24 protein-coding genes and 1 tRNA gene are annotated in these 25237 nt (G+C 64.9%); 5 read left to right on the forward strand and 20 right to left on the reverse strand.

Annotation, left to right across the window (positions count from 1 at the left end):
* Positions 1-121: 121 nt before the first annotated feature.
* The 10 genes from AC1DE1_RS03120 to AC1DE1_RS03165 all read right to left on the reverse strand — a co-directional run bounded on the left by AC1DE1_RS03120 (position 122) and on the right by AC1DE1_RS03165 (position 9224).
* Positions 122-1516, reverse strand: coding sequence for an FAD/NAD(P)-binding protein (locus tag AC1DE1_RS03120; protein ID WP_477175783.1), 1395 nt, complete (start codon positions 1514-1516; stop codon positions 122-124).
* 257 nt (positions 1517-1773) lie between these two features.
* Positions 1774-2406 carry a bifunctional phosphoribosyl-AMP cyclohydrolase/phosphoribosyl-ATP diphosphatase HisIE gene (gene hisIE / locus AC1DE1_RS03125; RefSeq protein ID WP_441603390.1) on the reverse strand — a complete coding sequence of 211 codons (633 nt, stop codon included), beginning with the start codon at positions 2404-2406 and terminating at the stop codon, positions 1774-1776.
* Between the two features lie 23 nt (positions 2407-2429).
* Positions 2430-3200, reverse strand: a complete 771-nt coding sequence (hisF, locus tag AC1DE1_RS03130; protein WP_477175784.1) for an imidazole glycerol phosphate synthase subunit HisF — start codon at positions 3198-3200, stop codon at positions 2430-2432.
* Entirely contained in the window at positions 3194-3922 is a 729-nt protein-coding gene (gene hisA / locus AC1DE1_RS03135; protein ID WP_477175785.1) for a 1-(5-phosphoribosyl)-5-[(5-phosphoribosylamino)methylideneamino]imidazole-4-carboxamide isomerase, read from the reverse strand. The genes hisF and hisA overlap by 7 nt, the downstream gene beginning before the upstream one ends.
* Complete coding sequence (gene hisH / locus AC1DE1_RS03140; RefSeq protein WP_477175786.1) at positions 3919-4509, reverse strand: imidazole glycerol phosphate synthase subunit HisH; 591 nt, start codon at positions 4507-4509, stop codon at positions 3919-3921. Before hisH ends, hisA begins: the two co-directional genes overlap by 4 nt.
* On the reverse strand, positions 4509-5573 hold the full coding sequence (hisB, locus tag AC1DE1_RS03145; protein WP_477175787.1) for a bifunctional histidinol-phosphatase/imidazoleglycerol-phosphate dehydratase HisB: 1065 nt from the start codon (positions 5571-5573) through the stop codon (positions 4509-4511). Before hisB ends, hisH begins: the two co-directional genes overlap by 1 nt.
* Positions 5570-6667 carry a histidinol-phosphate transaminase gene (gene hisC / locus AC1DE1_RS03150; protein ID WP_477175788.1) on the reverse strand — a complete coding sequence of 366 codons (1098 nt, stop codon included), beginning with the start codon at positions 6665-6667 and terminating at the stop codon, positions 5570-5572. The genes hisB and hisC overlap by 4 nt, the downstream gene beginning before the upstream one ends.
* Positions 6664-7971: a histidinol dehydrogenase gene (gene hisD, locus AC1DE1_RS03155; RefSeq protein ID WP_477175789.1), complete on the reverse strand. Its 1308-nt coding sequence runs from the start codon at positions 7969-7971 to the stop codon at positions 6664-6666. Before hisD ends, hisC begins: the two co-directional genes overlap by 4 nt.
* Positions 7972-7998: 27 nt before the next feature.
* Entirely contained in the window at positions 7999-8892 is an 894-nt protein-coding gene (hisG, locus tag AC1DE1_RS03160) for an ATP phosphoribosyltransferase (RefSeq protein ID WP_441603397.1), read from the reverse strand.
* The gene (locus AC1DE1_RS03165; protein ID WP_441603398.1) at positions 8889-9224 is read right to left on the reverse strand and encodes a YerC/YecD family TrpR-related protein; all 336 of its coding nucleotides are present in this window, start codon (positions 9222-9224) and stop codon (positions 8889-8891) included. The genes hisG and AC1DE1_RS03165 overlap by 4 nt, the downstream gene beginning before the upstream one ends.
* 285 nt (positions 9225-9509) lie before the next feature.
* On the opposite strand from AC1DE1_RS03165, the gene AC1DE1_RS03170 reads away from it, so the two are divergent.
* Genes AC1DE1_RS03170 through AC1DE1_RS03180 form a run of 3 tightly spaced genes read left to right on the forward strand, consistent with a single transcriptional unit; the run spans position 9510 to position 12148 of the window.
* Positions 9510-9968 (forward strand): MarR family winged helix-turn-helix transcriptional regulator, encoded by a 459-nt coding sequence (locus AC1DE1_RS03170; RefSeq protein WP_441603399.1) that lies wholly within the window; start codon positions 9510-9512, stop codon positions 9966-9968.
* A complete protein-coding gene (locus AC1DE1_RS03175) occupies positions 9965-11512 on the forward strand; it encodes an MDR family MFS transporter (protein ID WP_477175790.1) in 1548 nt (515 codons plus the stop codon). Before AC1DE1_RS03170 ends, AC1DE1_RS03175 begins: the two co-directional genes overlap by 4 nt.
* Before the next feature lie 9 nt (positions 11513-11521).
* Positions 11522-12148: a DUF998 domain-containing protein gene (locus AC1DE1_RS03180; RefSeq protein ID WP_477175791.1), complete on the forward strand. Its 627-nt coding sequence runs from the start codon at positions 11522-11524 to the stop codon at positions 12146-12148.
* 126 nt (positions 12149-12274) lie between these two features.
* On the opposite strand, the gene AC1DE1_RS03185 is transcribed toward AC1DE1_RS03180, so the two are convergent.
* Complete coding sequence (locus tag AC1DE1_RS03185; protein ID WP_477175792.1) at positions 12275-14167, reverse strand: HAL/PAL/TAL family ammonia-lyase; 1893 nt, start codon at positions 14165-14167, stop codon at positions 12275-12277.
* Positions 14168-14255: 88 nt separating this feature from the next.
* The gene (gene hisS, locus AC1DE1_RS03190) at positions 14256-15641 is read right to left on the reverse strand and encodes a histidine--tRNA ligase (RefSeq protein WP_477178895.1); all 1386 of its coding nucleotides are present in this window, start codon (positions 15639-15641) and stop codon (positions 14256-14258) included.
* A gap of 200 nt (positions 15642-15841) precedes the next feature.
* Between hisS and AC1DE1_RS03195 the strand changes: the two genes are divergently transcribed.
* Positions 15842-15918: transfer RNA gene (locus AC1DE1_RS03195), tRNA-Pro, on the forward strand.
* A gap of 331 nt (positions 15919-16249) precedes the next feature.
* Positions 16250-18280, forward strand: a complete 2031-nt coding sequence (locus AC1DE1_RS03200; RefSeq protein ID WP_477175794.1) for an acyltransferase family protein — start codon at positions 16250-16252, stop codon at positions 18278-18280.
* 129 nt (positions 18281-18409) lie between these two features.
* Here AC1DE1_RS03200 and AC1DE1_RS03205 read toward each other — a convergent pair whose 3' ends face one another.
* The 8 genes from AC1DE1_RS03205 to AC1DE1_RS03240 all read right to left on the reverse strand — a co-directional run bounded on the left by AC1DE1_RS03205 (position 18410) and on the right by AC1DE1_RS03240 (position 25146).
* Entirely contained in the window at positions 18410-19222 is an 813-nt protein-coding gene (locus AC1DE1_RS03205) for a ferritin-like domain-containing protein (RefSeq protein ID WP_477175795.1), read from the reverse strand.
* A 115-nt stretch (positions 19223-19337) separates the two neighbouring features.
* Entirely contained in the window at positions 19338-20813 is a 1476-nt protein-coding gene (gene purF / locus AC1DE1_RS03210) for an amidophosphoribosyltransferase (protein ID WP_046971130.1), read from the reverse strand.
* 16 nt (positions 20814-20829) lie between these two features.
* Positions 20830-21435, reverse strand: a complete 606-nt coding sequence (locus tag AC1DE1_RS03215; protein ID WP_441603405.1) for a CvpA family protein — start codon at positions 21433-21435, stop codon at positions 20830-20832.
* Between the two features lie 35 nt (positions 21436-21470).
* Positions 21471-22532 (reverse strand): SPOR domain-containing protein, encoded by a 1062-nt coding sequence (locus AC1DE1_RS03220; RefSeq protein ID WP_477175796.1) that lies wholly within the window; start codon positions 22530-22532, stop codon positions 21471-21473.
* 61 nt (positions 22533-22593) lie between these two features.
* Positions 22594-23886 carry a bifunctional tetrahydrofolate synthase/dihydrofolate synthase gene (gene folC / locus AC1DE1_RS03225; protein ID WP_477175797.1) on the reverse strand — a complete coding sequence of 431 codons (1293 nt, stop codon included), beginning with the start codon at positions 23884-23886 and terminating at the stop codon, positions 22594-22596.
* 11 nt (positions 23887-23897) lie between these two features.
* Positions 23898-24494, reverse strand: coding sequence for a GNAT family N-acetyltransferase (locus tag AC1DE1_RS03230; protein ID WP_477175798.1), 597 nt, complete (start codon positions 24492-24494; stop codon positions 23898-23900).
* Between the two features lie 3 nt (positions 24495-24497).
* Positions 24498-24902 carry a ketosteroid isomerase-related protein gene (locus tag AC1DE1_RS03235; RefSeq protein WP_477175799.1) on the reverse strand — a complete coding sequence of 135 codons (405 nt, stop codon included), beginning with the start codon at positions 24900-24902 and terminating at the stop codon, positions 24498-24500.
* Between the two features lie 85 nt (positions 24903-24987).
* On the reverse strand, positions 24988-25146 hold the full coding sequence (locus AC1DE1_RS03240; protein WP_441603410.1) for a hypothetical protein: 159 nt from the start codon (positions 25144-25146) through the stop codon (positions 24988-24990).
* Between the last annotated feature and the right edge of the window lie 91 nt (positions 25147-25237).

Genomic DNA, 25237 nt, shown 5'->3' on the forward strand with positions numbered 1-25237 from the left:
CTCCTGCGGAAGGGTGAAACGGCAGACTAGCGTTGGCGGAGGAACGGACGAAATCGCAATATGGCATATCCTCATGTCGCGACCCTGCGCAATATCAGCGCAGAATCGTCTGATTTGCGCTTCAGGGCAGCTCGCTCGCACTCTCGCGCGTGACAACGGCTGGTGACAGATGGACGGCCAGACGATGCGCTGCCGCGCGTATCTCCGGCATGGCCGTGCATTCCCACAGGTTGCCGCGCAACAACGATCCGATGGCGTACAGGCCGCGTTGCAGGCGGCCGTCGGCATGCACCAGCTGGCCGTCGGCCTGGGCCAGCACGCCCAGCTGCAAGGGGTCGGCGGTGGCAAGGCCATCGCGCAACAATTGCGACAACAGATCGTGGGCGCCGTACGCCACGGCGGTGTCCAGGCCCGTCGCCTGGATCACCAGGTCCGCCTCCAGCACGCTGACCAATTGGGTCGCCCGTTCGCGCAAACTCACCTGCAGCGGCGCAGAGCCGTCTACATCGAGCACGCGTGCCGCCAGCACCTGCAACCTGCCCTCTTCCTGCAGCTGGTAAATCGCCTCGCCCGTGGCCGGCGCCATGCGATGACGCGCTGCTTCCCAGATCCAGCGCGCATGCCGCAGGAACTGGCGGCGCCGCGCATGCGTGAGCTGCTGCCAGAGCCGGGCATTGATCGGGCGCATGCCGTCGATGATGCTGCGCCAGTCGGTGTCGCCAGCGTCGCTCAGTGCACGACGCACCAGATGGAACATGGCCGCGGGCCCGTCGCTGGCCAGCAGAGCCTGATTGAGCGCCTCCTGCTGCGCATACGGCGCCAACGGCAGCGCCGAATGGTTGAACGGCAGCAGGCCATGGCGCGATACCGCCACCAGTTCGGCGTGCGGCCATCTGATGGCCGCCGACAGCAGCGTATCAACCGCCGTCAGGCCGGTGCCGATCACCACCACCCGACGAGGCGCCTGCGGGTGGCGATCAAGGCGCCACGGGTCAAGTTCATAGGCGCCGCTGGCAAGCGCCGTGGTCGAGACGGTGCGCAACGGACGTTGGGCCAGCGCGCCCACCGCCAGTACCACATCACCCACTTCCAGCCAGCGATCGGCTCCCACGCGTACCGCATAGCCGCCTTCGCCGCGCGGCACGATTTCGCGCGCGCTCTGCGGGTGAATACGAAAGCTGCGTCCGGCACGGCGCGCCGCATCGATACGCGCGCCAACCTGCGCCTGGATGAAATCTCCGAACAACCGCCGCGGTAGAAAATCCGTACCCTTCACCTGGCCCAGCTGCCGCGATGCATGCTGGAGAAAATCCTCGGCATGCTCCTGGAACACGCCCATGGAGGCCGCGCGCACGTTCAACAGGTGCTGGTTGTCGCTGGTGCCATAGGCCACGCCGCGACCCGGTGCGTGCTGACCGACGATCCAGTGGACCGTGCCGCCATCGAATCGCGCGAGCAGCTCGCCGAACGCCGCCGCGCCTGCCGCCCCACCACCGATCACTGCCACATCAGCCATAACGCGATCCTCGAATGGGACACCAACCCCTGGCGGTCTGCCCGCAGGCAGATCACTACGCGTTGCGTCCCCCAGAAAGAAATCCCAGGTGAAAACTGCCTTCACATCCCAAGACCGTGATGCGGCTCGGTCGCCTCATCGGCTTCGTGCCGCATGCAGTGCAAGCACGTCAATGCATGGGGTAACAAGAAATCACAGCAGCCGTTAAGGCCGTGCTAGCCATCCGTGCAGTTGTGACGCGGCTCATTCCCGGGAGGTTATGACGACACACTCGTCGCATGTCGCTGGGCAAGCACGGCGGATACGTCGGAAAGGCCTAGTCCGCGGGCCCGCAGCGTCACCGTGAGGTGGTAGATCAAATCGGCCGCTTCGCTGAGCAAGGCTTCGTCGTCCTGCGCCACGGCAGCAAGCGCAGTCTCCACGCCCTCCTCGCCCACTTTCTGCGCCATGCGACGTATGCCGCCTTCAAACAGCTTGGTGGTATAGCTGCCAGCGGGACGCTGCGTGTGTCGCTGCTCGATCAACGCATCCAGTTCGGCAAGGAAACCCAAGGGCGGTCGCACTTCTTCGCCGAAGCAACTGCTGGTGCCCTTGTGGCAGGTCGGTCCATGCGGCGCGGCCTGCAGCAGCAACGTATCGGCGTCGCAGTCCATGCGCACCGATTTGAGCGTCAGCACATGCCCGGACGATTCGCCCTTGGTCCACAGGCGCTGCTTGCTGCGGCTGTAGAAGGTGACCTGGCCGATGCGCTGGGTCGCCTCCAAGGCCTCGGCATTCATATACCCCAGCATCAGCACCTCGCCCGTCAGCCAATGCTGGACGATGGCGGGCAACAGGCCGTCGCCTTTGTTCCAGTCGAGTTGGTCGGGATCGAGCGTAGTGGCGTTCATGGTGATTACCGGATATGGCGTGGTTACGTGCGTACAGCGACGCCCCACGCAGCAAGCGACTGCTTGAGCGCGGGAATGGCAATGGCGCCGGAGTGGAATACGCTGGCGGCCAGCGCACCGTCGACATCGGCGGTGAGGAAGGCGTCGCGAAAATGTTCCGGCGTGCCGGCGCCGCCGGACGCAATCAAAGGCACCAGGCAAAACTTGCGCACGGCGGCAAGCTGCTCCAGATCGTAGCCCTGGCGCACACCATCGCTGCCCATGCAATTGAGCACGATCTCGCCGGCGCCGCGCTGCTGGGCTTCCACCAGCCAGTCCAGCGTGCGCCGCGGCAACGCCTGCGTGCGCGAGGGATCGCCGGTGTACTGGCGCACATGCCACTCCCCATCTGCATCGCGCAGGCTGTCGATGCCGACCACCACGCACTGCACGCCGAACGCCGCGGCCAGCTCATCGATAAGATCGGGGCGCTCCAGCGCCGGCGAATTGACCGAGATCTTGTCCGCGCCCGCATGCAGCACGGCACGCGCTTCTTCCACGCTGCGAATACCGCCCGCAACGCAGAACGGAATATCGATGACGCTGGCGACCCGCTCGACCCAGCCGCGATCGACGCTGCGCCCTTCCGGACTGGCGGTGATGTCGTAGAACACCAGTTCGTCCGCGCCTTCGTCGCGATAGCGCAGCGCCAGATCCACGATCTCGCCCATCACCACGTGATCGCGGAAGCGCACGCCCTTCACGACCTTGCCGTCGCGCACATCGAGGCAGGGAATGATGCGACGACTCAGCATGCCAGTGCCTCCTTCACGGTGAAGCGGCCTTCGAGCAGCGCACGACCAAGGATGACGCCCTTCGCGCCTGCATCGCGTGCGGCCCGGATGTCATCGAGCGAGCGGACGCCGCCGGAAGCCTGCACGGCCATCGTCGGCACCGTTGCTGCCAGATAGCGGTACAAGTCGAGATTGAAGCCGGCGAGCATGCCGTCGCGATCGATATCGGTGCACAGCAGGTGTTTGGCGCCGCGCTGTGCATACCACGGCGCGAGCTCGTCCAGCGTGCTGGACTCCGTCTCCGTCCAGCCGGCGCTGGGCAAGCGCCAGGCGCTGTCGCGATACAAGGTGTCCAAGGCCAGCGTGAAGCGATGGACGCCGCGCGCCGCGAGCCATCCTTCCACCATCACCGGATCGCGAATCGCCAGGCTTCCAAGGACCACGCGCGACACACCGGCGTCGAGCAGCCGCTGCACGTCAGCTTCGCTGCGAACGCCGCCGCCAGCCTGGATATGCATGCCGTCACTGGCAATCGCCTCGATCACCGCGAGATTTTCCAGGCTGCCGCCGCGGGCACCGTCCAGATCCACCAGATGCAACCATTGGGCGCCCGCTTGCGCGTAGTCGCGGGCAAGCGAACGCGGATCGAAGTCATACGTCGTCTGCTGCTCGTAGTCGCCCTGCTTGAGGCGGACGACGCGGCCAGCGCGCAAATCGATGGCGGGGATGACGGTAAAGCTCATAGTTCGAGAAAGTTCTTCAGCAGGCGGGCGCCGACCTTGGCCGAACGCTCCGGGTGAAACTGCATGCCGTGGAAATTGCCGCGTGCGATGACCGAGCTGAAGTCGCCCCCAAAATCGGTGAGAGCCAGGGCGTAGTCGCCCGCGGGTACCGCATAACTGTGCACGAAGTAGGCCCAGTCGCCGTCGTCCAGGCCATCCAGCAGAGCATGCTCACGTTGGCGCTGCAGGCGGTTCCAACCCATGTGTGGCACGCGCAAGCCCGGTTGCTCGGTGAAGCGGCGCACGGTCGCAGGTATCACCCCGAGGCACGCGGTATCGCCCTCTTCCGAATGCTCACACAGCAATTGCATGCCCAGGCATACGCCCAGCACCGGCTGCGTCAGCGAACGCATCAGCGCCACCAGGCCGAGCTCATGCAGACGCGCCATGCCGGGACCTGCTGCGCCCACGCCTGGCAGGATCACCTTGTCGGCCATGCGAATGGTGTCGGCATCCGCAGTGAGCGACGCCTCCACACCCAGGCGCTGCAACGCATAGCGCACCGAGCCGATATTGGTGCCGCCGGCATCGACCAGCACCACGCTCATCACAGTGCTCCCTTGGTGCTGGGCAGCTCGCTGCCTTCGCGTCGTATCGCCTGACGCAGGGTGCGCGCCACCACTTTGAAGCAGGCTTCCACCATGTGGTGCGCATTGTCGCCCTGCACGCTCAGATGCAAATTGGCGCCCAGCGTTTCGCACAAGGATCGAAAGAAATGCGGAATCAGTTCGGTAGGAATATCGCCCACGCGTTCACGCGGGAACTGGCCTTCGAAGACGAAATACGGACGCCCGGACAGATCCAGCGCCGCGCTCGCCTGCGCTTCGTCCATAGGCAGCACGAAACCGTAGCGGCCAATGCCGCGCTTGTCGCCCAGCGCCTGGCGCAAGGCCTGCCCAAGCGCCAGCGCGCAGTCTTCGATGGTGTGATGCTCATCGATATGCGTGTCGCCGTCGCAGCGCAGCGCGAGGGCGAAGCCGCCATGCTTGCCGATCTGTTCCAGCATATGGTCGAAGAAGCCCAGGCCGGTGTGGATCTGCGGCTCCGCGGTCTGGTCCAGATTCACGCTCACCGCGATGCGCGTTTCGCGCGTGTTGCGCTCCACGGTTGCCCGGCGCGGCGCGTCGAGCAACAGGTGTGCGACCTCATCCCAGCCGAGGCCATTGGAACCCACCTGGAAGCCGCGTACACCCATGTTGGCGGCGAACTGAAGGTCGGTCTCGCGATCGCCGACCATGGCCGATGCCGCGCGACTCCAGCCGTCGTCCGCCAGGTAGTGGCGCATCATGCCAATGCCGGGCTTGCGGGTGTCCTTGCGCTCATGCAGGAAGCTGCGGTCGATCAGCACCTCGCTGACCTTGATACCTTGCGAGGCAAGGATGCGCATCAGCAGTTCATGCGGTCCGATGAAATCCTCTTCGGGAAAACTGCCGGTGCCCAGGCCATCCTGATTGGTCACCATCACCAGCTCGTAGCCGGCGGCCACGCAGCGCTGCAAGGCAGCGATCACGCCAGGCAGCAGGGCGAATTTTTCAAAGCTGTCGATCTGGAAATCTTCCGGCTCCTCGATCAGGCAGCCGTCGCGATCGATAAAGAGAATCTTGCGGCTCATGCACCTTGTCCTGCGGCTGATCCGTCCACTGTTGCCGTCGCTGTCTGCTGCAGCACCTCGAGCACCCGGTCGTTCTCTTCAGGCAAGCCAACGGTGATGCGCAGTGCGTCGCCCAGCCGCGGATAGCGGCGGATGTCTCGCACCAGGATGCCGGCGTCTCGCAGGCACTGATAGACGGCGGCGGCGTCATCGTGGCGGATGGCCAGAAAATTGGCGTGCGAAGGGAGTGCTTCGCGGACGCCAGGCATTTCCGCAAGCGCGCGACGCATGCGTTCACGCTGTTCGCGCACGATGGCCATATGCGAACGAGCTGCGGCCTGCCCCTCGTCAGACAGGGCTTGCATGGCCAATGCCACACAGGGGCGCGGCAAGGGATAAGGCGCGATGATGCGTCGAAGCAAGCCGATGACGGCCTCGTTGGCCACCAGGCTGCCGATGCGTGCGCCTGCCAGCGCCCATGCCTTCGACAGCGTGCGCAGCACGGCGAGGTTGTCGAACTGGTTCACCAGCGAGGCCGCACTGGGCGCATCAGAGAATTCGAGATAGGCCTCATCCACCACCAGCAGCGCGCGATCGGCCAGCGCCTGCGCAAGACGCGTCACGTCACGCAAGGGCACCAACTGCCCGGTCGGATTGTTCGGCGTGCACACGAACACCAGCTTCACCGCTGGCGTGACGGCGGCGAGCACCGCATCCACATCCAGCGTGAAATCCGCCTGCAATGGCACGGCTACGATGCCGGCGTTCTGAATCTGGGCGCTCACGGCATACATGCCGAATGTGGGGGGCTGGATCGCGATCGCATCTTCACCGGCGCGGCAGAACGCGCGCACCAGCAGGTCGATGACCTCGTCGCTGCCGCGCCCTACGATGATCTGCGCGGGATCCACACCGTACAGGCGCGCCAACGCTTCCACCAGATCGACGGGCTGAGGATCGGGATAACGGTTGCACGCCAGATCGCCATCACCCGGCGGCGCCCAGGCCGATTCATTCGCATTGAGGAAAATGCGGCCGCCGCTCGCTTCCATGCGCGCCGACGAATATGGCTGCAGCGCGCGGATCTCGGGGCGGGCCAGGTCGAGCACGCTCATGCCGCGTTCTCCAGCGCCGCGAGGCGCAGCGTCACGGCGCGGCGATGGGCTTCCAGCTGCTCGGCGGCAGCCAGCGTCGCCGTGCACGGACCTATCGTGCGCAGGCCTTCGGGAGACAGCTCCTGCACGGTGATCTGCTTCTGATAGCTCGCTACCGAGACGCCGCTGTAGCTGCGCGCATAGCCATAGGTCGGCAACACGTGGTTGCTGCCGCTGCAATAGTCGCCCACGGACTCGGGTGTCCACGCACCCAGGAAGACCGAGCCCGCGCTCTGCACGTCGTCGAGCAAGTCGCGCGGCTCATTGACCTGGAGGATCAAGTGCTCCGGCGCGTATCGGTTGCTCACCTGCACCGCCTGCGCCAGCGACGCCACGGCGATCAAGCGACTCTGCGCCAGCGCTTTCTCCGCAATCCCGGCACGCGGCAAGGCCGCACACTGGCTGGCGACTTCCTTCTCCACGGCATCAAGCAGCGACGCCGACGGACTGAGCAGGATCACCTGCGAGTCCGGCCCATGTTCGGCCTGCGACAACAGATCGGCGGCAATAAACGCGGCGTTGGCATCCTCGTCGGCAATCACCAGCACTTCGGATGGGCCGGCCGGCATGTCGATGGCGGCGCCATCGGGATCGCCGGAGACCTGCAGCTTCGCCTCGGTCACCCAGGCATTGCCCGGACCAAACAGCTTGTCGCACTTGGGCACGGACTCGGTGCCATACGCCATGGCGGCGATCGCCTGTGCACCGCCGAGTTTGAACACGCGATGCACGCCGGTGATGCGCGCGGCGTACAGCACCGCATCATCGCAACGGCCGTCGGGGCGCGCAGGCGAACACAGCACCACCTCCGCGCAACCGGCAATGCGGGCGGGCACGCCGAGCATCAACGCGGTGGACGGCAGCGGCGCACTACCGGCAGGAACGTACAGCCCAACACGACCAATCGGCCGCAGCATGCGCTCCACCCGAACCCCGCTGGCGGTGTCCAGTGCCACCGGTTGCGGCGCGGCTGCCCGATGAAAGGCGTCGATGCGTGAGGCGGCTTCCTCGATGGCGGCCTTGAGTACCGGCGCCAGACGAGCTTCTGCCTCGCGCCATTCCTGCTCGGTGACCTCGATGGCGTGCAGCTCGCAGCGGTCGAGCTTGGCGGTGAGTTCACGCAGCGCCAGATCGCCGTCCGCGCGTACACGCGCAACGATCTGCTCCACGCCGGTGCGCAAACTCTCGGCGCGCGACTGCGCCGGTCGCGACAGCGCCGCGCGCTGCGCCTGCGTATCCAGGGCATTCCAATCTAGACGGTTCATACGGTGGGCTCGTTCATTGCACTTGCATCACGCAAGCATTTTCTCGACCGGCAGCACGAACATCTCGCGCGCACCTGCCTTCTTGATCTCTTCCAGCTGGCGCCAGCTGACCTCGCCGGCGCACAGCGCCTGCAACATGAGCTGATCCGGTTGCCCCGCCACCGGCAGCAGAGTCGGCTGGGGACCGCCGGGCAGGAGCCGGATCACGGCCTCGAGCGCGCCACGCGAGGTCTGCAGCAACAGCAGGCGCGACTCGCGCACCTGGATGACGCCGTCGAGGCGCTTTAGCAACAGCTCGATCATGTCGCCGCGCTCGTCCGTGGGCAGCGCCTGCGGCCCCGCCAGCACGGCTTCGCTCTCCAGCAGTACATCCGCTTCGCGCAACTGATTGGCAACCAGGGTGCCGCCGCTCTGCACGAGATCGCAGATGGCATCGGCTGTACCCAGGCGTGGCGCGATTTCCACCGAACCGGCCAGCGTGACCACGCCGGCATCGATGCCGCGCTCGCGCAGCCACTCGCCCAGCAGCCCCGGATACGACGTGGCGATGCGCTTGCCCTGCAACTGCGAGGCATCGCGATAATCCAGATCCTGCGGCACGGCCACCGAGAGGCGGCAACGCCCGAAACCCAGCGGCCGCCATTCGGCCAGCGCCGGACCGTCCAGACCACCGGTGAGGCGGTATTCGCTCAGCACATTGCGGCCCACGATGCCCAGATCGCACACGCCTTGCGCGATCAGGCCGGGGATGTCGTCATCGCGCACCAGCAACAGGTCCACGGGCTCGCCTTCGCCAAAACAGAACAGCTTGTCGCGGCTCTGGCGGAAGGTGAGGCCGCAGCGGTTGAGCAATTCCAGTGCCGGTTCAGTGAGACGGCCGGATTTCTGCATCGCGATGCGCAGTCGGTCGCGCGGTTTCATGCCTTTGCCTTCTTGGTCGCTGCACGACGACGCGCCGCGCGGGCCGCCGCAGCGAGATAGCCGCCACTGCCCTGGTTGAGATAGCGCGCAACGCGTCCGATGGTGGTGATGCTCACGGCGGTGCGTTCGTGGATTTCGCGATACGACACGCCATCAAGCAGGTAGGGCACCACGCGCCAGCGGTCCACCATGACTTCGAGTTCGGCGGGGGTGCACAGGTCATGCAGGAAGGCCGACATTTCCTCGGCATTCTTCAACGACAGCAGCGCCTCGCACAGACTCAGCTCGGCGGACTCGGCAGGTTGCTCGGGATCGATCGATCGGCGCTTCATAATGTACTAATGCGTTAATACAGTGGAACAGATGATACGTGCGTCGGACCGCCGGGGCAACCCCGCGCCGCGACGGCCACAAACAGGGCCCTGGACACCCCTCCGGCCGGCAACATCTTGCGGAAAGCCGCCGCGGTTTCGGTTGTCCGGAGCGGCTTCCAGGCCAATTGACGCCCTCTGTAGCTGACTCGGACGCAACCCTGCCCCGACCACCGCACTCGCCACCCGCCCAGATTTGCGCTAAATTAGATAGGTAGCCTATCTATCCACCCAGCCAAGCCGCCCATGAGCCAGAAGCCGTCCACCGAAGGCGATGCCCGCGAACTGGCCGAGCAGTTGCGACCGGCACTGCGCCGGCTCTTTCGCCAGCTGCGCCGCCACTCGGATCACCAGGACATCTCGCTGGTACAACTCCCCTTGCTGCTGCACGTCCTGGAGAACCCGGGCATCGGCGTGGGCGAACTGGCCCAGCTGGAAGGCCTGCGCAGCCCCACCATGACCGGGCATATCAACAGCATGGTGGCCGCCGGCCTGGTGAAGCGCACCGAGCCTGCCGACGGCGACCGGCGGCGTGTGGGCCTGGTGGCCACGGCGCATGGTCGTGCCGTGATCGAGGCCAAGCGCCGGCGCCGCACCGACCAGCTCACCAAGGCGCTGCTGCAGCTCCCGCCCTCGTCACGCGCCGCGCTTTGGGCCGCGCTTCCCGCCTTGAACGACATCGAATTGAACGACATCGACGCATGAGCACTCCAAGCGCCACTCTCGCGGCATCCACGGACGCCATCCATCCCGCCACCGAGCACGAGATCCGCCGCGTCTTTGCCGGCCTGGTGATCGTGCTTGCGCTGGGCGCGATCGATCAAAGCATTGTCGCCACTGCCCTTCCCCGCATCGTGAGCGACCTGGGCGGCATGAGCCATCTGTCGTGGGTGGTCACCTCGTACATCCTCGCGTCCACGGCCACCATGCCGCTGTACGGCAAGCTGAGCGATCAATACGGCCGCAAGCCGGTGCTCTACTTCGCCATCTTCATGTTCCTGCTTGGCTCCGTGCTGTGCGGCGCCGCGAGCAACCTGCTCGAACTGATCGTGTTCCGCGCCATCCAGGGCGTCGGCGCGGGTGGCTTGCTGCCGTTGGCGCAGATCATCATCGGCGACATGGTGCCACCCACGCAGCGCGGCAAGCGACAGGGCGTGGTGGCCGGCATCTTTGCGCTGTGCAGTGTGGTCGGCCCGGTGCTTGGCGGCGTCATCACTGACCTGCTGTCCTGGCACTGGATCTTTTTCGTGAACCTGCCCGTGGGCGCGGTGGCGTTCGTGATCATCAGCCGCACACTGAGGCAATACACGCCGCTGCATGCGCGACGCATCGACTATCTCGGCTCCTTGCTGATGACGAGTTGCACGGTCGCGCTGCTGCTGGTGCTCACGCTGGGCGGCGGCCAATGGCCGTGGACGTCGACGCCGATCATGACGCTCAGCGCCTTCGCGCTGGCCACCGGCGTGATGTTCGTGCGGCACGTGAAGCGCGAACCCGAACCGGTATTGCCGCTGGACCTGTTCCACAATCGCCTGTTCGTGATCGCCAGCCTGGTGATGGCGCTGACCTTCATGGGGTTGATGGGCGCGAGCCTGTTCTTCCCGCTGTTCTTCCAGCTGGTGATGGGCGTGAGCCCGGCAACCTCCGGGCTGCTCACAGGGCCGATGATGATAGGTATCGCGCTCTCTTCACTGTTCAATGGACGCGTGCTGATGCGCGCAGGGCGCTACAAGCCCACCGTGGTGGCAGGGCTCGCGCTGGCGACGCTGGCGTTCGGTGTGCTGGCGTGGAGCGCGGCCACCGCGCAAAGCCTGGCGATCATCGAGCCCTCCATCTTTGCGCTGGGATTGGGTCTGGGCCTGGTGATGCCGAACGTGACGATTGCGGTGCAGAGCGCCCTGGCGCCGATTCATCGCGGCGTTGGCACGGCCACGCTCACCTTCTTCCGTTCGCTCGGCGGCCTGGTCGGCGTGGCGGGATCGGGCGCCATCCTCGCCTGGCAGCTGCGCAGCCACGGCAGTGCAGCGGCGGCGGTCGTGAGCATGACGCCCGAGGGCGGCGGCATGGCGGACCATGCGTTGCTGCATCAGGTTACCGATGCCGCGGTGCAGATGTATCGCCATGCGATTGCCTCCACCTTCACCTTGGGCGCGTGCATCGTGGCGTGCGCCTTCGTGCTGATCCTGCTGCTGCCGGAGGTGCCGTTGAGCGATCATCATCACCGGGCGCCCACTCCTGCCGCCGACTAAAGGAACCGCATGATCGCTTCGCGGCAAAACACATCGCTGGCGCTATCGGCCGGATGGATAGCTTTCGTCGTGATCGCGTTCGCGTTGGCGGCTGGCGTGCTGCAAGTGACGCGCACGGACCTCGATCCAGTCGCCATGCCATTGAGCGCGTATCTGCGTGGCGCAGGCGGCGGCTGGCTGCGTGGCGCTTACTATCTGATGGCGAGTGCGCTGGCGTGCCTCGCGTGGTCGAGCTTCCAAGCCACGCGCGCAGACCTGCGCAGCGGCCTGGCGAGCACCCTCTTCCTTCTCGCCGCGCTGGCGCTGCCGGTGGTCGCAGGGACGGTGCTTTACGAGCACACGCCCAGGGAAGATCTCGCGCGCCTCATCCATGGTCAAGCAGCGCAAACCACCTTCCTGTGCCTTGTGGTCGCCATGCTGGTGCTGTCGACACGCTGGCTGCGCGATGCGCATATGCGAAACGGTCGATATCTCGGCGTTGCGCTGGCATGGCTTTCTTTCGTGCAGATGTGGGTCTTGGCGCTGTGGAAAGGTTTGCCGCCAGGGCTCACGCAGAAGGTGCTGATCGTATTGATACTGCTGTGGCTTGCCTGGGTGGCGCGGCAATTGTGGCGGGTGGGCTCGTCGCTGGAATGAGTCGCGCACAGGGTGCGCTCCCACAGAGGTTCGGCCAGCCCTGTGGGAGCGCACCCTGTGCGCGACTCAATCCGCCCAAACCCACCAAAAGAAAAGGGCCGCCTGAGCGACCCTTTCTTTAGACGCTTACTTGGCAAACACCCGCTGCCGCACCAACTCGCAAATCGTGCGGACATCCCCATCCATCGCCCGGTCGCGCGGCATGAAATCAATGCGTCGACGCAAGGCATCGTGAGCCTTGCGCACGGCTTCGCCCGCGTGAAAATCACCGACATTGGTCAGCGCCGCGGTGAGTTGCTGCACCTCTTCCACGAACTGCGCGTAATGCGCATGATCTTCGCGCGGCGCGTTGGCCACCTTGCCGGCCAGGGCCTGCCAGTCGCCACGCGAGGCAAGACGGCGCGCGGCGTTGAGCATGGCCTGGCGGAAATCCAGCGCCTGGGCGGCGGTGTACAGCTCCATCGCCAGCACATAGCCGAGATCTTCCATCATCTCGAGCACGTGACGCGCTTCATTGGCGCCCATCGACACGTGATCTTCCGCATTCGCGCTGGTCGGTACGGAGTACACGCTGGCCGGATGCGCGCGCGTGGCCAGATCGTTCACCAGCGCGGCCGCGGTGTACTGCACGATCATGAAGCCGGAATCGGTGCCATCCTCGTTGCCGGTAAGAAACGCCGGCAGACCATCATTGGTGGCCGGGTCGACCAGCTTGTTGAGGCGACGCTCGGAGATCGAAGCGAGCACCGGGATGGCCGCCTTCACATAGCTCATGGCCAAGGCCAGCGGCATGCCGTGGAAGTGGCCGGCGGAGATCACCTGCTCCTCGATGAACTGGGCGTCCTCGGCATCGGGGAAGATCAGCGGATTGTCGGTGACGGAGTTCAGTTCCACGTCGATCACGCGGCAGGCCTGCGCCCAGGCGTCGCGCACGGCGCCATGCACCTGCGGCATGCAGCGCAGGCAATAGGCGTCCTGCGGCTGGTGCTTCTTGCCGCCCTTGAACGGCAGGAAGCGCGCGTAGAACGCTTCGCGACCATGACGCTGGTTGGCCGGCACCCAGTCCCAGCCGATATCGAAGGTGAGTGCCTGATCGGCGGGATCGGCCCACGCCTCGGCCGACCACTGCTTGAAGCGTGGCACCAGGTGATAGGGAATATCGACCAGGGTGCTGCCCGTGAGCAGCTCGCGCACGTGGGCGGCCGCGTCCACCTGGCCCGGATGCGGACGCAGCGCGTGCACTTCCGGACGCAAGGCGCCGCTGCGGCCAGCGAATGCATCCAGCGTCATCGCGGCAGCAAGATCGGCGAGCTCGAGCAGGTGCTCGAGCTCATCGAGCGCGAGCGCTGCAGTGGCCAGCATCTGCGCCGTGCCGTTGTTCAGCGCCAGACCTTCCTTGAAAGACAGGCGGATCGGCGTGAGGCCGGCGCGCTTGAGCGCCTGTGCGCCATCCAGGCGCTCGCCCTGATAGAACGCTTCGCCACCGCCCAGCAACACGATGGCCAGATGCGACAGCGGCGCCAGGTCGCCACTGGCGCCCACCGAACCCTTCTCTGGCACCACCGGCACGACGCCGGCGTTGAGCATCGCGGTCAGCGCCTTCAGCGTTTCAACGCGGATGCCCGAATGGCCGCGCATCAGCGTGTTGATGCGGATCACCAGCATGGCGCGCACCACTTCCGGCGCGAACGGCTTGCCGACGCACACTGCATGCGTGGTGATCAGGTTGTGCTGCAGTTCTTCCAGCAGCGTGCCTTCGGGTTTGTCGGGATCGCCACCGGGCAGCTCATCGCGCAGGCGATGCGCGCCCAGCAGCTTGTCGGCATTGCTGCCGAAACCGGTGGTGACGCCATAGGTGGGTTCGCCGCAACTCACCTTGTCGGCGAGGAAATCGGCCGCGCGCTGCACGCGCTTGAGCTGAGCTTCATCCAGCTCCACGCGCAGCCCCTGTCGGGCTACCGCGACCAGCTGGTCGCGCGTGAGGCTGTTGCCGTCCAGGAGTATCGTCTTTGCGGTCATGCTTGGCTCCAGCCCGGACGGGCCTTGAAGTCTATGTCAGCCGCCGCGCCTGGCGGCTGCGGCGGCATCTGATGAAAGCGAACCGCGCTCAGGCGCCGATTTCGGCCTGCGCCAGTTCCACGCGCAAAGTCTTGATGAGATCGGCGCGAGCCACTTCAAACTGGTCTTCGCGACGCAGATCCTTGACCGTCACCACGCCCTTGGCCAGCTCGTCTTCGCCCAGCACGATCACGAAGCGGATGCCCGCGCGATCGGCGTACTTGAATTGCTTGCCGAGCTTGCCGCCATCGAGCACCACTTCGGTGGCGATACCGGCGCCGCGCAGTTCGCTGGCCACCGCCAGATAAGCCGGCAGCTGCGCCGGATCCATCTGGGTCACCAGCACATCGACCGTGCTGCGCGCGGTGCCGATCAGCCCTGCATCACGCAGCTGCCAATACAGGCGGGTGAGACCGATGGAAATGCCCACGCCCGGCAGGTGCGACTTGGTGTACTGGCCGGCGAGGTTTTCGTAGCGGCCACCGGAGCAGACCGAACCGATCTGCGGATGATCGTTGAGCGTCGTCTCGTAGACGGTACCGGTGTAATAGTCCAGGCCGCGCGCGATCGACAGATTCAAGGCGTAATGCGATTCCGGCACGCCGAACGCATGGATCAGCAGCAGCACTTCCTTCAGCTCGGCGCGGCCCTGCTCCATCGTTTCAGGACCGGGGCCGAGTGCGTCGAGCTTGTCCAACGCGTCCTGCAGTGAGGTGGAACGCACCTGCACGAAGTCGAGGATCTTTTGCGCGGTCTCGGCACTCAGCCCGAACGGCTCGGCGATCAGCGTGTCGCGCACGTAATCGGCGCCGCRCTTGTCGAGCTTGTCCACTTCGCGCAGCACAAGGGTCTGCTGTTCGCCATCCACCACGCCCAGGCTTTCAAAAAAGCCGCGCATCAGTTTGCGGTTGTTGAGCTGGATGGTGAACGCGCCGACATTCAGTTCGCGGAACACGCTGTAGATCACCGCGGGCAGCTCGGCGTCGTAACGCACCGACAGGCTGTCCTTTCCGATCACATCGATGTCGCACTGGTAGAACTCGCGGAAACGGCCACGCTGGGCGCGCTCGCCGCGGTAGACGCGCTGCATCTGGTAGCGGCGGAACGGGAACGACAGATCGTGCTCGTGCTCGGCCACATAGCGCGCCAGCGGCACGGTGAGGTCGAAGCGCAGGGCCAGTTCGGGCACGCCATCGCCCTTGTCGGCGTTGTTCAAGGCGCCGGTGGACTGCACGAAATACACCTGGCGCTCGGTCTCACCGCCCGTCTTGGTGAGCAGCACGTCGGAGAACTCCATCACCGGCGTTTCCACCGGCAGAAAACCGAAGCGCTCATAATTACGGCGGATCACGTCGAGCATGCGCTGGAACGCGATCTGGTCGAGCGGCAGCAGCTCGAGCACGCCGGGCATGGTGCGGGCCTGGGTAAGCGCCATGAAGTCCTCTGCTTAGCGGTGTGAAAAACGTCGGCAAACGCCGGTTGGCAACCTGTCCGACAGAGCCGCATAGATTAGCAGAAGGCCGCCCCAAGACCCTGCTCAATCGCCCTGCGACGCGCCGACCGAGGTTTGTGACGAAAATTTTCCATGCAACTGTTGCCAAGCCTCCGAGGTGTCATTAAGATACGCGGCTTCCACGGGGTGTAGCTCAGCCTGGTAGAGCGCTACGTTCGGGACGTAGAAGTCGCATGTTCGAATCATGTCACCCCGACCAAGTTAAAACCTTGAATTTCAAGGATAGATAAGCCGCCTAGCAAGGCGGCTTTTTTATTGGGCGATGCCCTGAGGCCATCTCGCGCCTGAAAATCTGGCAACGAGAGCCCGTAGGCAAGATTTGGCGAAGCCATCCCGGAGCTTCCGCGGCCAACTGCGAGGCGTTCCTCGTCGGGGCACGGCAAGCGTGCCCAAGGTCCAAATGGCATTTCAATAAGACGCGCTAGACACCATATCGGCGTGCCAGGTAACTGTCGTCGTTTCTGCCACACACCCTACAGCGATGCGGATGCATACGCTAAGATCCGCGACTTAACACGGACGTCCTGCGCATGAGCAATAAGGTTCTCTACGCTCCCTACATCGATGGGCTCAGGGCAATGGCCGTGCTTTCGGTCATCGTGTACCACTTGAATCCCCACTGGCTCCCTGGCGGTTTCGCCGGTGTCGATGTTTTTTTCGTCATCTCCGGCTTCGTGGTGGCTGGATCCGTGGGAACCATGGAGCAACTGAGCCTCCCGAAGTTCTTTCTCTATTTTTATTCGAGGCGGCTGGCACGCATTACGCCTGCACTGGTGGTGTGCCTGGTGGCGACGTCAGCGGCGCTGGCCATTTTGATACCCGACGCGTGGCTTTCCCGTTCAAACCAACAAACGGGCCTCTATGCCTTTTTTGGGCTTTCGAACTTCCTACTCGCCCAGGGCGTCGGATACTTCTCTCCGATCGCCGAATTCAATCCTTTCACGCACACCTGGTCGCTGGCGGTTGAAGAGCAGTTCTACCTGGTTTTCCCCATCCTTTTCGTCGCATGGATCTACCAGCGCAAGCTCGTCTCAAGTGTGCTTTTCGCTGTTGCACTTATTGCCTCTTTCGTCTGCGCGATCTGGTTGGCCCAGGTCAACGAGACCAAAGCTTTCTACCTGACCTGGGGACGTTTCTGGGAGCTGGGCATCGGCGTCCTTCTATTCCAGTTCATGTCGCTTCGCGGCCATTCCTTCACCAAGGCGAGCGAGCCGCGTCGCTGGTTTGCAGTGTCAGGAGACTTGGCAGCAATTGCACTGCTCATAGGGCTGGTCATAGCCAAAGCCGAGCACGCACCTTTTCCGACCTGCGTCCTGCCGGTGGTGGCCACTGCGGCCGCACTGGGCTTTCTTCATGGCCGACCGGGTGGCATTGCCACGGTCCTTCTGACGCACCCACTGCCCCGTTTCATAGGAAAAATTTCCTACTCGCTTTACCTGTGGCATTGGCCCGTATTTGTCATCTTCCGATGGACGACCGGACTGGAAAGTCCAGCGCAGATCCTCGCTGCGCTCCTGATCGTGGCGATCCTCTCCATCGCGTCGTACTACTGGGTCGAGGTACCCCCGAGGCGGGCGGCCCGCAGACTGAAACAAGTCGTCGTCGTTTTTGCGGGATTCGCGCTGATCGGGGTGGGCTGCAAGGCTGCTTCCAAACTTGAGGCCAAGCAGCCGAAGATTTCCATCAGCACCGTCACCCGCCACGCCTCGGATTGGTATCCCGTCGGCCTCCCCACCAGCCCGGAGCATCCCGGGTGCGTCGTAAATCAGACCATGACTTCGCTTGACACTGGCTTTTACCTGAGTGTTGTCAAAAGGAACTGCGAGGAATCCGTGACCGGGCCGCGAGTATTTGCCTTGGGCGATTCTCACGCGGTCGGCTACATGGCTCTATACACCAGCTATGCCATGGAGACGGGCGCCCCTGTGGTCATCTATCAGAACGGCGGGTGCCCGTTTCTGAGCCTGCAACCGGGACGTGAGGATGAAGAAAATTGCAAAGCGAGTACTCGGGCATCGCTTACCGACTTGCTTGGAAAGGTCCACGCGGGCGACGTCGTATTTCTCCCCTCGCTTCGTATGCCGCGATTCGCCGACCAGTGGGTTCAATTCAATGAGGACGATGTAAAGAACAGGATCTACGGCGCCGATGCGGTGGCCAGCAGAGAAAAGGCAATCATCGAGGGAAAGGCCGTCGTCCAGAAATTTACGGCGCTGGGCGTTCGTGTTGTATTCGAAGCGCCAAAACCGATTTTCAGGTCGCCAACGTTCCGATGCGCAGAGAAATATAACCAGACCAATTCCATCTGCAAGCCGGGCTCCGAGGTCGATCGCGCGGAGGCTGTGGCATTTCGCAAGCCGGTCATCGACGCGCTGACGCAAATAGCAGCGACTAATGATCACATTTCCATCTGGGATCCTTTCCCGATCCTGTGCCCTCCCGCAGCAACCTGCAGTGAGTACCGCCAAGGCAAGCCATTGTTCTTTGACGGCGATCACGTGAGCGGCTACGGCAGTCGTTTGCTGTTACCGTCATTTGAGGCGTTCTTGACACGCAATTAGCTCCGTGACGACTTGGAGCTGGGGCGTCCGGCGGTGAAAGATTCCTTCATGCCACGGCTCTAACCCGCTTGCTATGGCCAAGTCCAGGGCCGCTTCAGCACTTACGACGACTCCAAACCAACGGCACGCTCAGACTTGCAACGCGAGCTCGGCCAGGCGATCCAGCTCTTGCTCATCGAAACCGGCTTCGAGACGCGCCGGCCGGTTGAACGGGCCGCGCAGGGTGGGACCCATATAGTCGCGCAGCAGGTCGAGGAAGGTCTCGCGCGGCTCCAGCCCGTCGCGTTCGCAGCAGTGCCGGAACCAGCGCGTGCCCGCCGCCACATGGGCCACTTCCTCGCGCAGGATCACTTCGAGTATGGCTACGGTGCGATCGTCGCCCACCGAGCGCAGGCGCTCGATCATGCTCGGCGTCACGTCCAGGCCACGTGCCTCCAGCACGCGCGGCACCAGCGCCATGCGCGCGGTGTCGTGGTGGGCGGTTTTTTCGGCCATTTCCCATAGGCCGTTGTGCGCGTCGAAGTCGCCATAGGCGTGGCCTAGCTCGGCCAGTCGGCCGGACAACAGCGTGAAGTGGCGTGCTTCGTCGTTCGCGCAGCTGGCCCAGTCGCGGTAGTAGGCCGACGGCTTGCCGCGAAAGCGGTAGACAGCATCCCAGGCGAGATTGATCGCGTTGAATTCGATATGCGCGACGGCGTGTACCAGCGCGGCGCGCCCCTCGTTGGAACCGAGGCCGCGGTGCGGCACTTGTCGTTGCGGTACCAGGCGGGGCAACTCGGGCCGGCCTGGCGCGCCGATCGGCTCGGGCGCGGGCGATGCGTCATCGGGGCGCAATTCGCCGGCGAGGAACGCTTCCCAGGTGGCGTGTGTTAGGCGCAGCTTTTCCGCGGGATCGGTGGCGTCGAGGCAGCGCTTGGCGGCAGCGTGGAGGTCGGCGGTCATGGACGGAACACGCTGGCAGGTGGGGTTGTGGGAGCGCACCCTGTGCGCGACTGCGACATGTTGCGTCGAGGCAGTCGCGCACAGCGTGCGCTCCCACAGGTGGTTGCGGTCGTGCTTAGGCGCTGCGGCGGGCCGCCTTGGCGTCGTCCGAGCGCAGCATTTCGATCTGCTGCAGGTATTGCTTGTCCAGGCCGGTGACGTATTCGCCGGAGAAGCACGAGGTGTCGAAGTGCTTGAGGTTCTCGTTGCCGTCCTGCACGGCCCACACCAGGTCCTTCAGATCCTGGTAGATCAGCCAGTCGGCGCCGAGCACCTTCTCCACTTCCTTCTCCGAATGACCGGAAGCCACCAGCTCGGACGCGGCCGGCATGTCGATGCCGTACACGTTCGGGTAGCGCACCGGCGGTGCGGCGGAGGCGAAGTACACGTTGCGCGCGCCGGCCTCGCGGGCCATCTGGATGATCTGGCGCGAAGTGGTGCCGCGCACGATGGAGTCGTCCACCAGCAGCACGTTCTTCTTGCGGAATTCCAGCTCGACCGGATTGAGCTTGCGGCGCACGGATTTCACGCGCTCGCCCTGCCCCGGCATGATGAAGGTGCGGCCGATATAGCGATTCTTGACGAAGCCCTCGCGGAACGGCACGCCCAGCGCTTCGGCCAGGGCGGAAGCCGCGGTGCGCGCGGTGTCGGGAATCGGGATCACTGCTTCGATGCCGTGGTCCGGGCGCTCGCGCAGGATCTTCTCCGCCAGCTTCTGGCCCATGCGCAGGCGCGCCTTGTACACGGAGACATTCTCGATCATCGAGTCCGGACGGGCGAGATACACGTATTCGAAGATGCACGGCGCGTGCGTGGCGCCTTCGGAGCAATGGCGCGCATGCAGCTGGCCATCGTCGGTGATGATCACGGCTTCGCCCGGGTCCAGGTCGCGCAGACGCTTGAAGCCCAGGATATCCAGCGCCACCGACTCGGACGCCACGGCGTATTCGCGGCCTTCCGGCGTCACGCGCTCGCCCAGCACCAGCGGACGGATGCCGTTGGGATCGCGGAAGGCCAGCAGGCCGTAGCCCAGCACCAGGGCGATGCACGCATAACCACCAGCTGCGCGCTGATGCACGCCGGCCACCGCCTTGAAGATGTGGTCGGGCGTGAGCGCCATCCGATCCTGGATCTGCAGCTCGTGCGCCAGCACGTTGAGCAGCACTTCGGAATCGGAATCGGTGTTGATGTGGCGACGGTCGTCTTCGAACATCTCGCGGCGCAGCTGTTCGGTGTTGACCAGGTTGCCGTTGTGGGCGAACGCGATGCCGTAAGGCGAGTTCACGTAGAACGGCTGCGCCTCGGCCGAGCCTTCGGAACCGGCCGTGGGATAGCGGCAATGACCGATGCCGATGCGGCCACGCAGGCCGCTCATCGAGGTCTGGTTGAACACGTCGCGCACCAGGCCGTTGCCCTTGTGCAGGCGCAGGCGCGCGCCATCCACCGTGGCAATGCCGGCGGCGTCCTGGCCACGGTGCTGCAACACGGTCAAACCGTCATAAAGTGACGCGGCGACCTCACTGGTGCCGACGATGCCGATGATTCCGCACATGGTTTGAAAGCCTGTATTAGAAAGTCGCTGCCGGAGCGGCCGTGGTTGCGGTCGCGGGATGGGTTTCATGTCCAGTCGCTGGCGAAGCGCCTGGCATGCCCGCTGGCAAGGCGGGTAAATGGTCTAGCAGGGGCTGCGGATTGAGGTAGTGACGGACGTTGTCCGGCACGCGCTCACCCAGCCACGCAGCCATTCCCTTGAACTGCGGCAATAACACCGAATCGTGCCACCACGGGTCGCGCGTGAACGCGGTAAACCCGAGCAGGAACACCGCCAGCGTCACCAGCAGCACGCCGCGCACGAAACCAAACACCATGCCCAGCAGGCGGTCGGTGCCGGACAAACCGGTACTTTCCACCAGCTTGCTCACCAGGAAGCGCAGCAGCGCACCCACGATCAGCACCACGATGAAGCAAAGGCCGTAGCCCACCAGGATCCGCGCCGACGGCAGCTGGATACTGTGTTCGAAATACGCCGCCACGCTGGGCCCGTAGGTCCAGGCCACCCAGAACGCCACGATCCAGATGGCCAGCGCCAACACCTCGGAAATGAGGCCGCGCCACAGGCCAATCAAGACCGAGACGCCCAGTACGGCAAGAATGATGTAATCGGCCCAATTCACCGGGTCACCTTACCGTCGCTGGTTCAGGTTGAAGTTCACGGAGCGGTGACGACGTTGCCGTCCACGCCCAGCTTGCTCTTGATCTGGTCACGCACGCGCACGGCATCGGCGCGCTGGGTCTGCGGACCCGCGCGCACACGCCACAGCTGCTTGCCGTTGGCATTGACCGTATCCACGTAACCATCGAAGCCGTTGGCGCGCAGCTTGTCGCGCAGCGCATTGGCGTCGTTCTGGCTGCCCATGGCGGCCACCTGCACGGCCCAGCCGCCGGGATGCGATGCGGGCGCCGCTGCCGTATTGGCCGCAGGCGTTGCCGGCTTGGCTGCCGGTGCATCGTCCTGGGTGGGCGTGGAGGCGCTGCCTTCCAGGCGTGCCGGCGCTCCCGGGATGGTCTGGGTGATCTTCAGGCGGGCCGCTTCGGCGCCGGCGCGGGATTCGAACGGACCCGCCGTCACCATCGTCAGCTGCTTGCCGCCCTGGTTGATGGAGCGACCCGAAGCCGGGTAACCCAAACCGCGCACGCGCTGGATCAGGCTCTGGGCGCTGGCGCTGGACGCATAGGCGCTGAGATTGAGCGAATACGCACCGTGCGCGGCAGTCGCCGGCGGCATGGCCGGTTCCTGCTGGGCAGGAATGGCGGCCGGCGTGGTGGCCTTGCCGGCCGTGGTGGTGGCCGAACCCGTCACGCCGGTCGCGGCCTTGCCCTGCACCGGGATCACCGGCTGGGAGGCGCTGGAGCCCGGGCGCGTCACGGTGGTGGGTTCAGGCTTCTGGCCGGCGGTGGGGTCGGTTTCCACGTCCTTGGGACGGTTGGAACCGATGTTCACCGTCGCCAGTTGGTCGGACGAACCCACCGGGGTGGCCGTGGCCGCCGGTGCCGGCACGACCGGCTTGGGCGCCGCCGCCGTGGAAGCGGGAGCCGCGCCCGGCGTCAGGCTCATGGTCTTGGTCTGCAGGTCGCGATCGGGCGCCGGCGGGATCGCCAGGCTCACCGATTCGTCGCCACTGGTGGTCGGCGGGTTGCTGGAGATGAACATCGGCACAAACAGCACAGCCAGCGCGATGAGAACGGCAGCTCCCAGCAGACGTGTTTTCAAGACGGGCTCCAAGCGGGCGGGGAAGCGAGAACGGGGCGATTATAGCCGGGCCAGCTGCCGCTCAGGCCGAATCGGACCCACCCGATTCAGCAAGCACCGCCGCCGCGACGAAAAACGAGCCGAAAGCGAGCACGCATTCGCCGGGCCTGGCTGAAGATCGCGCCGCCTTCAGTGCAGTGCCGACGTCGGCATGGACCTCATAGCCAGCACCGGGCAGCACAGCCGCCAGCTGCTCGGCCAGCGCTTCGGCAGTCAGTCCACGCGGCGTGTCCTGAGCCAGCCCGGCCAGATGCCAGTGCGCGATGCGCGTGCCCAGCGCGCCGATCACGCCGGCCACATCCTTGTCGGACAGAGCGCCATAGACGGCATGCACACGGATGCCGGGACGCGCATCCAGCCACTCGGCCAACGCACGTGCCGCCTGCGGGTTGTGGCCCACGTCCACCACCAGGGCGGGATCGCCAGCCAGAACCTGCAGCCGGGCCGCCACTTGGGCAGTACGAACGCCGATCGCGGCGGCAAGCGCGAGATCCTTCGTCGCCAGCACCGCATCTTGTTGTTGCAAGCCGTACAGCGCGGCAATGGCTGCAGCCGCATTCGCGTATTGCACGGGTGCGGCCAGCGCGGGATCGGGCAGCGTCCACGTCGTGCCATCGCGATGACGCCACTGCCAGCCGGACGATAGTCGCTCCACGCTGAATTCCACGCCGGCTCGCTCGACGTTTGCGCCGATACGTTCCAGCGCCTGCAGCAGACCCGACGGCGGATCGGCTTCACCGACTACGGCCAGGCGCCCTGCCCGCGCGATGCCCGCCTTTTCCCCGCCGATGCTGTCGCGGTCCGGGCCCAGCCAATCCATGTGATCGAGATCGACCGTGGTGATCACGGCCACGTCGGCGTCGATAATGTTCACAGCATCAAGTCGGCCACCCAGACCGACTTCGAGCACCGCTAGGTCCAGGTCGGCGCGCGCAAACAGATCCAGTGCGGCCAGCGTGCCGAACTCGAAATAGGTCAGCAAGATTTCGCCGCGCGCCGCCTCGATGCGCTCGAAACTGGCAACCAGCGCTTCGTCGTCCGCATCATGTCCGTCGATGCGGATGCGTTCGTTGTAACGCAGCAGATGCGGCGAGGTGTAACAGCCCACGCGCTGGCCCGCGGCGCTCAGCATGGCCTCGAGCATCGCGACGGTGGAGCCCTTGCCATTGGTGCCGCCCACCGTGATGACGCGGCGCGCCGGCGCAGGCGCGCCCATGCGTTCCCATACGGCACGCACGCGATCGAGGCCCAGCTCGATGCTGCGCACGTTCACGCGTTCCTGGTACGACAACCATTGGTCGAGAGTGCGGGTCATAGGTGCAGTATTCATGCGTCCAACGGACGTAGCCAGAAACGCAGGCGGTGGGCGGTAGGTGTCAGGGCGTCGAGCTCGGTCCAGTCCAGCTCGCAGAACATATCGTCCTGCCGCTGGTAGCCGCGCTTGCGCCAGAACGCGTCGTTGGGTCGGTAACCGGGCGGCTGGCGTGCATCGTTGCCGGCGCGTTCCACGGCGCAGAACGCCGTCCATCGATAACCCGGCTGGGAGCGCGCGTGGTGTTCGCGCGCATCAAAGAAACGGTGGCCGATGCCCTGCCCGCGATACGCCGGCAACAACACCGATTCGCCGAAATAGTACACGTCGCCCAGCACCATCCCGCGCGCCACGAACGGCTGCTGGATGGCGGGCACTTCGTCGACCAGCGGAATGCCGGTGGAGCAGCCCACGACATCGTCGCCATCGAGTGCCAGCACGAACACGCTGCGTCGCGAGCGCGCGTACGCTTCCAGATAGCGCTGCTCGTACGCCATGTCGCCGTCGTACAGATACGGATAGTCGCGGAACACCGAGATGCGCAGGCGCGCCAATGCTTCCAGGTGCGCCCTTACCGCCTCGCCGACACTGGTGAGGATGCGCACGCCCATGGCTCAGCCAGATACCTGCGCGATCCAATCGGACAGGTTGTAATAGTTGCTGATGCGCGCAATGCGACCATCGCGTATCTCGAAAAAGGCCCCGCCCGGCAGCACATAACGCTGGCCGCGGGCCGGCGGCAGGCCTTCGTCGTCGGCGAGATATTGACCATGGACAATGTATTCCGCTGCGGCATGCGCGCCGTCAGCGCTCTTCATCAGCACGATATCGCGCAGCTCTTCGCGGTAGCTTCGATTCATGCGCGCGAGGAAGGCACGGAAGGTGTCGCGCCCGGTTTCGCGATGGCCCTGGTTGATGTCGTGCGCCACGTCCTCGGTGAGGCAGTCGAGCATGGCCTCCCAGTCGCCGCGGTTGAACGCATCGTAATAACGGGCGATCAAGGCGATGCTGGCGGACATGGCGGTTTCCTGGGGCAAGGGGCGCACAGCTTAAAGCATGTATCGCCACCTATCATGCCCTGCCCTTGGTCATGCACGCCGCGACTCAGAAGTGGATGCCCGTCGCCTTCAGCGCCCAATACATGCCGAACGCGGTCCAGAACATTTTCTTGATCGCCTTGCCGGCAAGCCACGCGGCGAGCAAACCCACCAGCAAGGGCATGTACTTTTCCAGCGTGCTGCGCGAGTTGTTGATCACGTTCATGATGATGTCTCCCCGCACCCCATCGGTGCGGGAGAAATCATCCGTCCGCGCCCATTCTGGCGGCAGGGCGCGGCGTCAACCATCGCAGGTG

This window comes from Dyella sp. 05T440 (assembly GCF_056395965.1).

Coding starts and splice junctions, on each gene's coding strand:
- AC1DE1_RS03120 (WP_477175783.1), bottom strand. CDS start 1,516: ATGGCTGATGTGGCAGTGATCGGTGGTGGGGCGGCAGGCGCGGCGGCG.
- hisIE (WP_441603390.1), bottom strand. CDS start 2,406: ATGAACGCCACTACGCTCGATCCCGACCAACTCGACTGGAACAAAGGC.
- hisF (WP_477175784.1), bottom strand. CDS start 3,200: ATGCTGAGTCGTCGCATCATTCCCTGCCTCGATGTGCGCGACGGCAAG.
- hisA (WP_477175785.1), bottom strand. CDS start 3,922: ATGAGCTTTACCGTCATCCCCGCCATCGATTTGCGCGCTGGCCGCGTC.
- hisH (WP_477175786.1), bottom strand. CDS start 4,509: ATGAGCGTGGTGCTGGTCGATGCCGGCGGCACCAATATCGGCTCGGTG.
- hisB (WP_477175787.1), bottom strand. CDS start 5,573: ATGAGCCGCAAGATTCTCTTTATCGATCGCGACGGCTGCCTGATCGAG.
- hisC (WP_477175788.1), bottom strand. CDS start 6,667: ATGAGCGTGCTCGACCTGGCCCGCCCCGAGATCCGCGCGCTGCAGCCA.
- hisD (WP_477175789.1), bottom strand. CDS start 7,971: ATGAACCGTCTAGATTGGAATGCCCTGGATACGCAGGCGCAGCGCGCG.
- hisG (WP_441603397.1), bottom strand. CDS start 8,892: ATGAAACCGCGCGACCGACTGCGCATCGCGATGCAGAAATCCGGCCGT.
- AC1DE1_RS03165 (WP_441603398.1), bottom strand. CDS start 9,224: ATGAAGCGCCGATCGATCGATCCCGAGCAACCTGCCGAGTCCGCCGAG.
- AC1DE1_RS03170 (WP_441603399.1), top strand. CDS start 9,510: ATGAGCCAGAAGCCGTCCACCGAAGGCGATGCCCGCGAACTGGCCGAG.
- AC1DE1_RS03175 (WP_477175790.1), top strand. CDS start 9,965: ATGAGCACTCCAAGCGCCACTCTCGCGGCATCCACGGACGCCATCCAT.
- AC1DE1_RS03180 (WP_477175791.1), top strand. CDS start 11,522: ATGATCGCTTCGCGGCAAAACACATCGCTGGCGCTATCGGCCGGATGG.
- AC1DE1_RS03185 (WP_477175792.1), bottom strand. CDS start 14,167: ATGACCGCAAAGACGATACTCCTGGACGGCAACAGCCTCACGCGCGAC.
- AC1DE1_RS03200 (WP_477175794.1), top strand. CDS start 16,250: ATGAGCAATAAGGTTCTCTACGCTCCCTACATCGATGGGCTCAGGGCA.
- AC1DE1_RS03205 (WP_477175795.1), bottom strand. CDS start 19,222: ATGACCGCCGACCTCCACGCTGCCGCCAAGCGCTGCCTCGACGCCACC.
- purF (WP_046971130.1), bottom strand. CDS start 20,813: ATGTGCGGAATCATCGGCATCGTCGGCACCAGTGAGGTCGCCGCGTCA.
- folC (WP_477175797.1), bottom strand. CDS start 23,886: ATGACCCGCACTCTCGACCAATGGTTGTCGTACCAGGAACGCGTGAAC.
- AC1DE1_RS03230 (WP_477175798.1), bottom strand. CDS start 24,494: ATGGGCGTGCGCATCCTCACCAGTGTCGGCGAGGCGGTAAGGGCGCAC.
- AC1DE1_RS03235 (WP_477175799.1), bottom strand. CDS start 24,902: ATGTCCGCCAGCATCGCCTTGATCGCCCGTTATTACGATGCGTTCAAC.
- AC1DE1_RS03240 (WP_441603410.1), bottom strand. CDS start 25,146: ATGAACGTGATCAACAACTCGCGCAGCACGCTGGAAAAGTACATGCCC.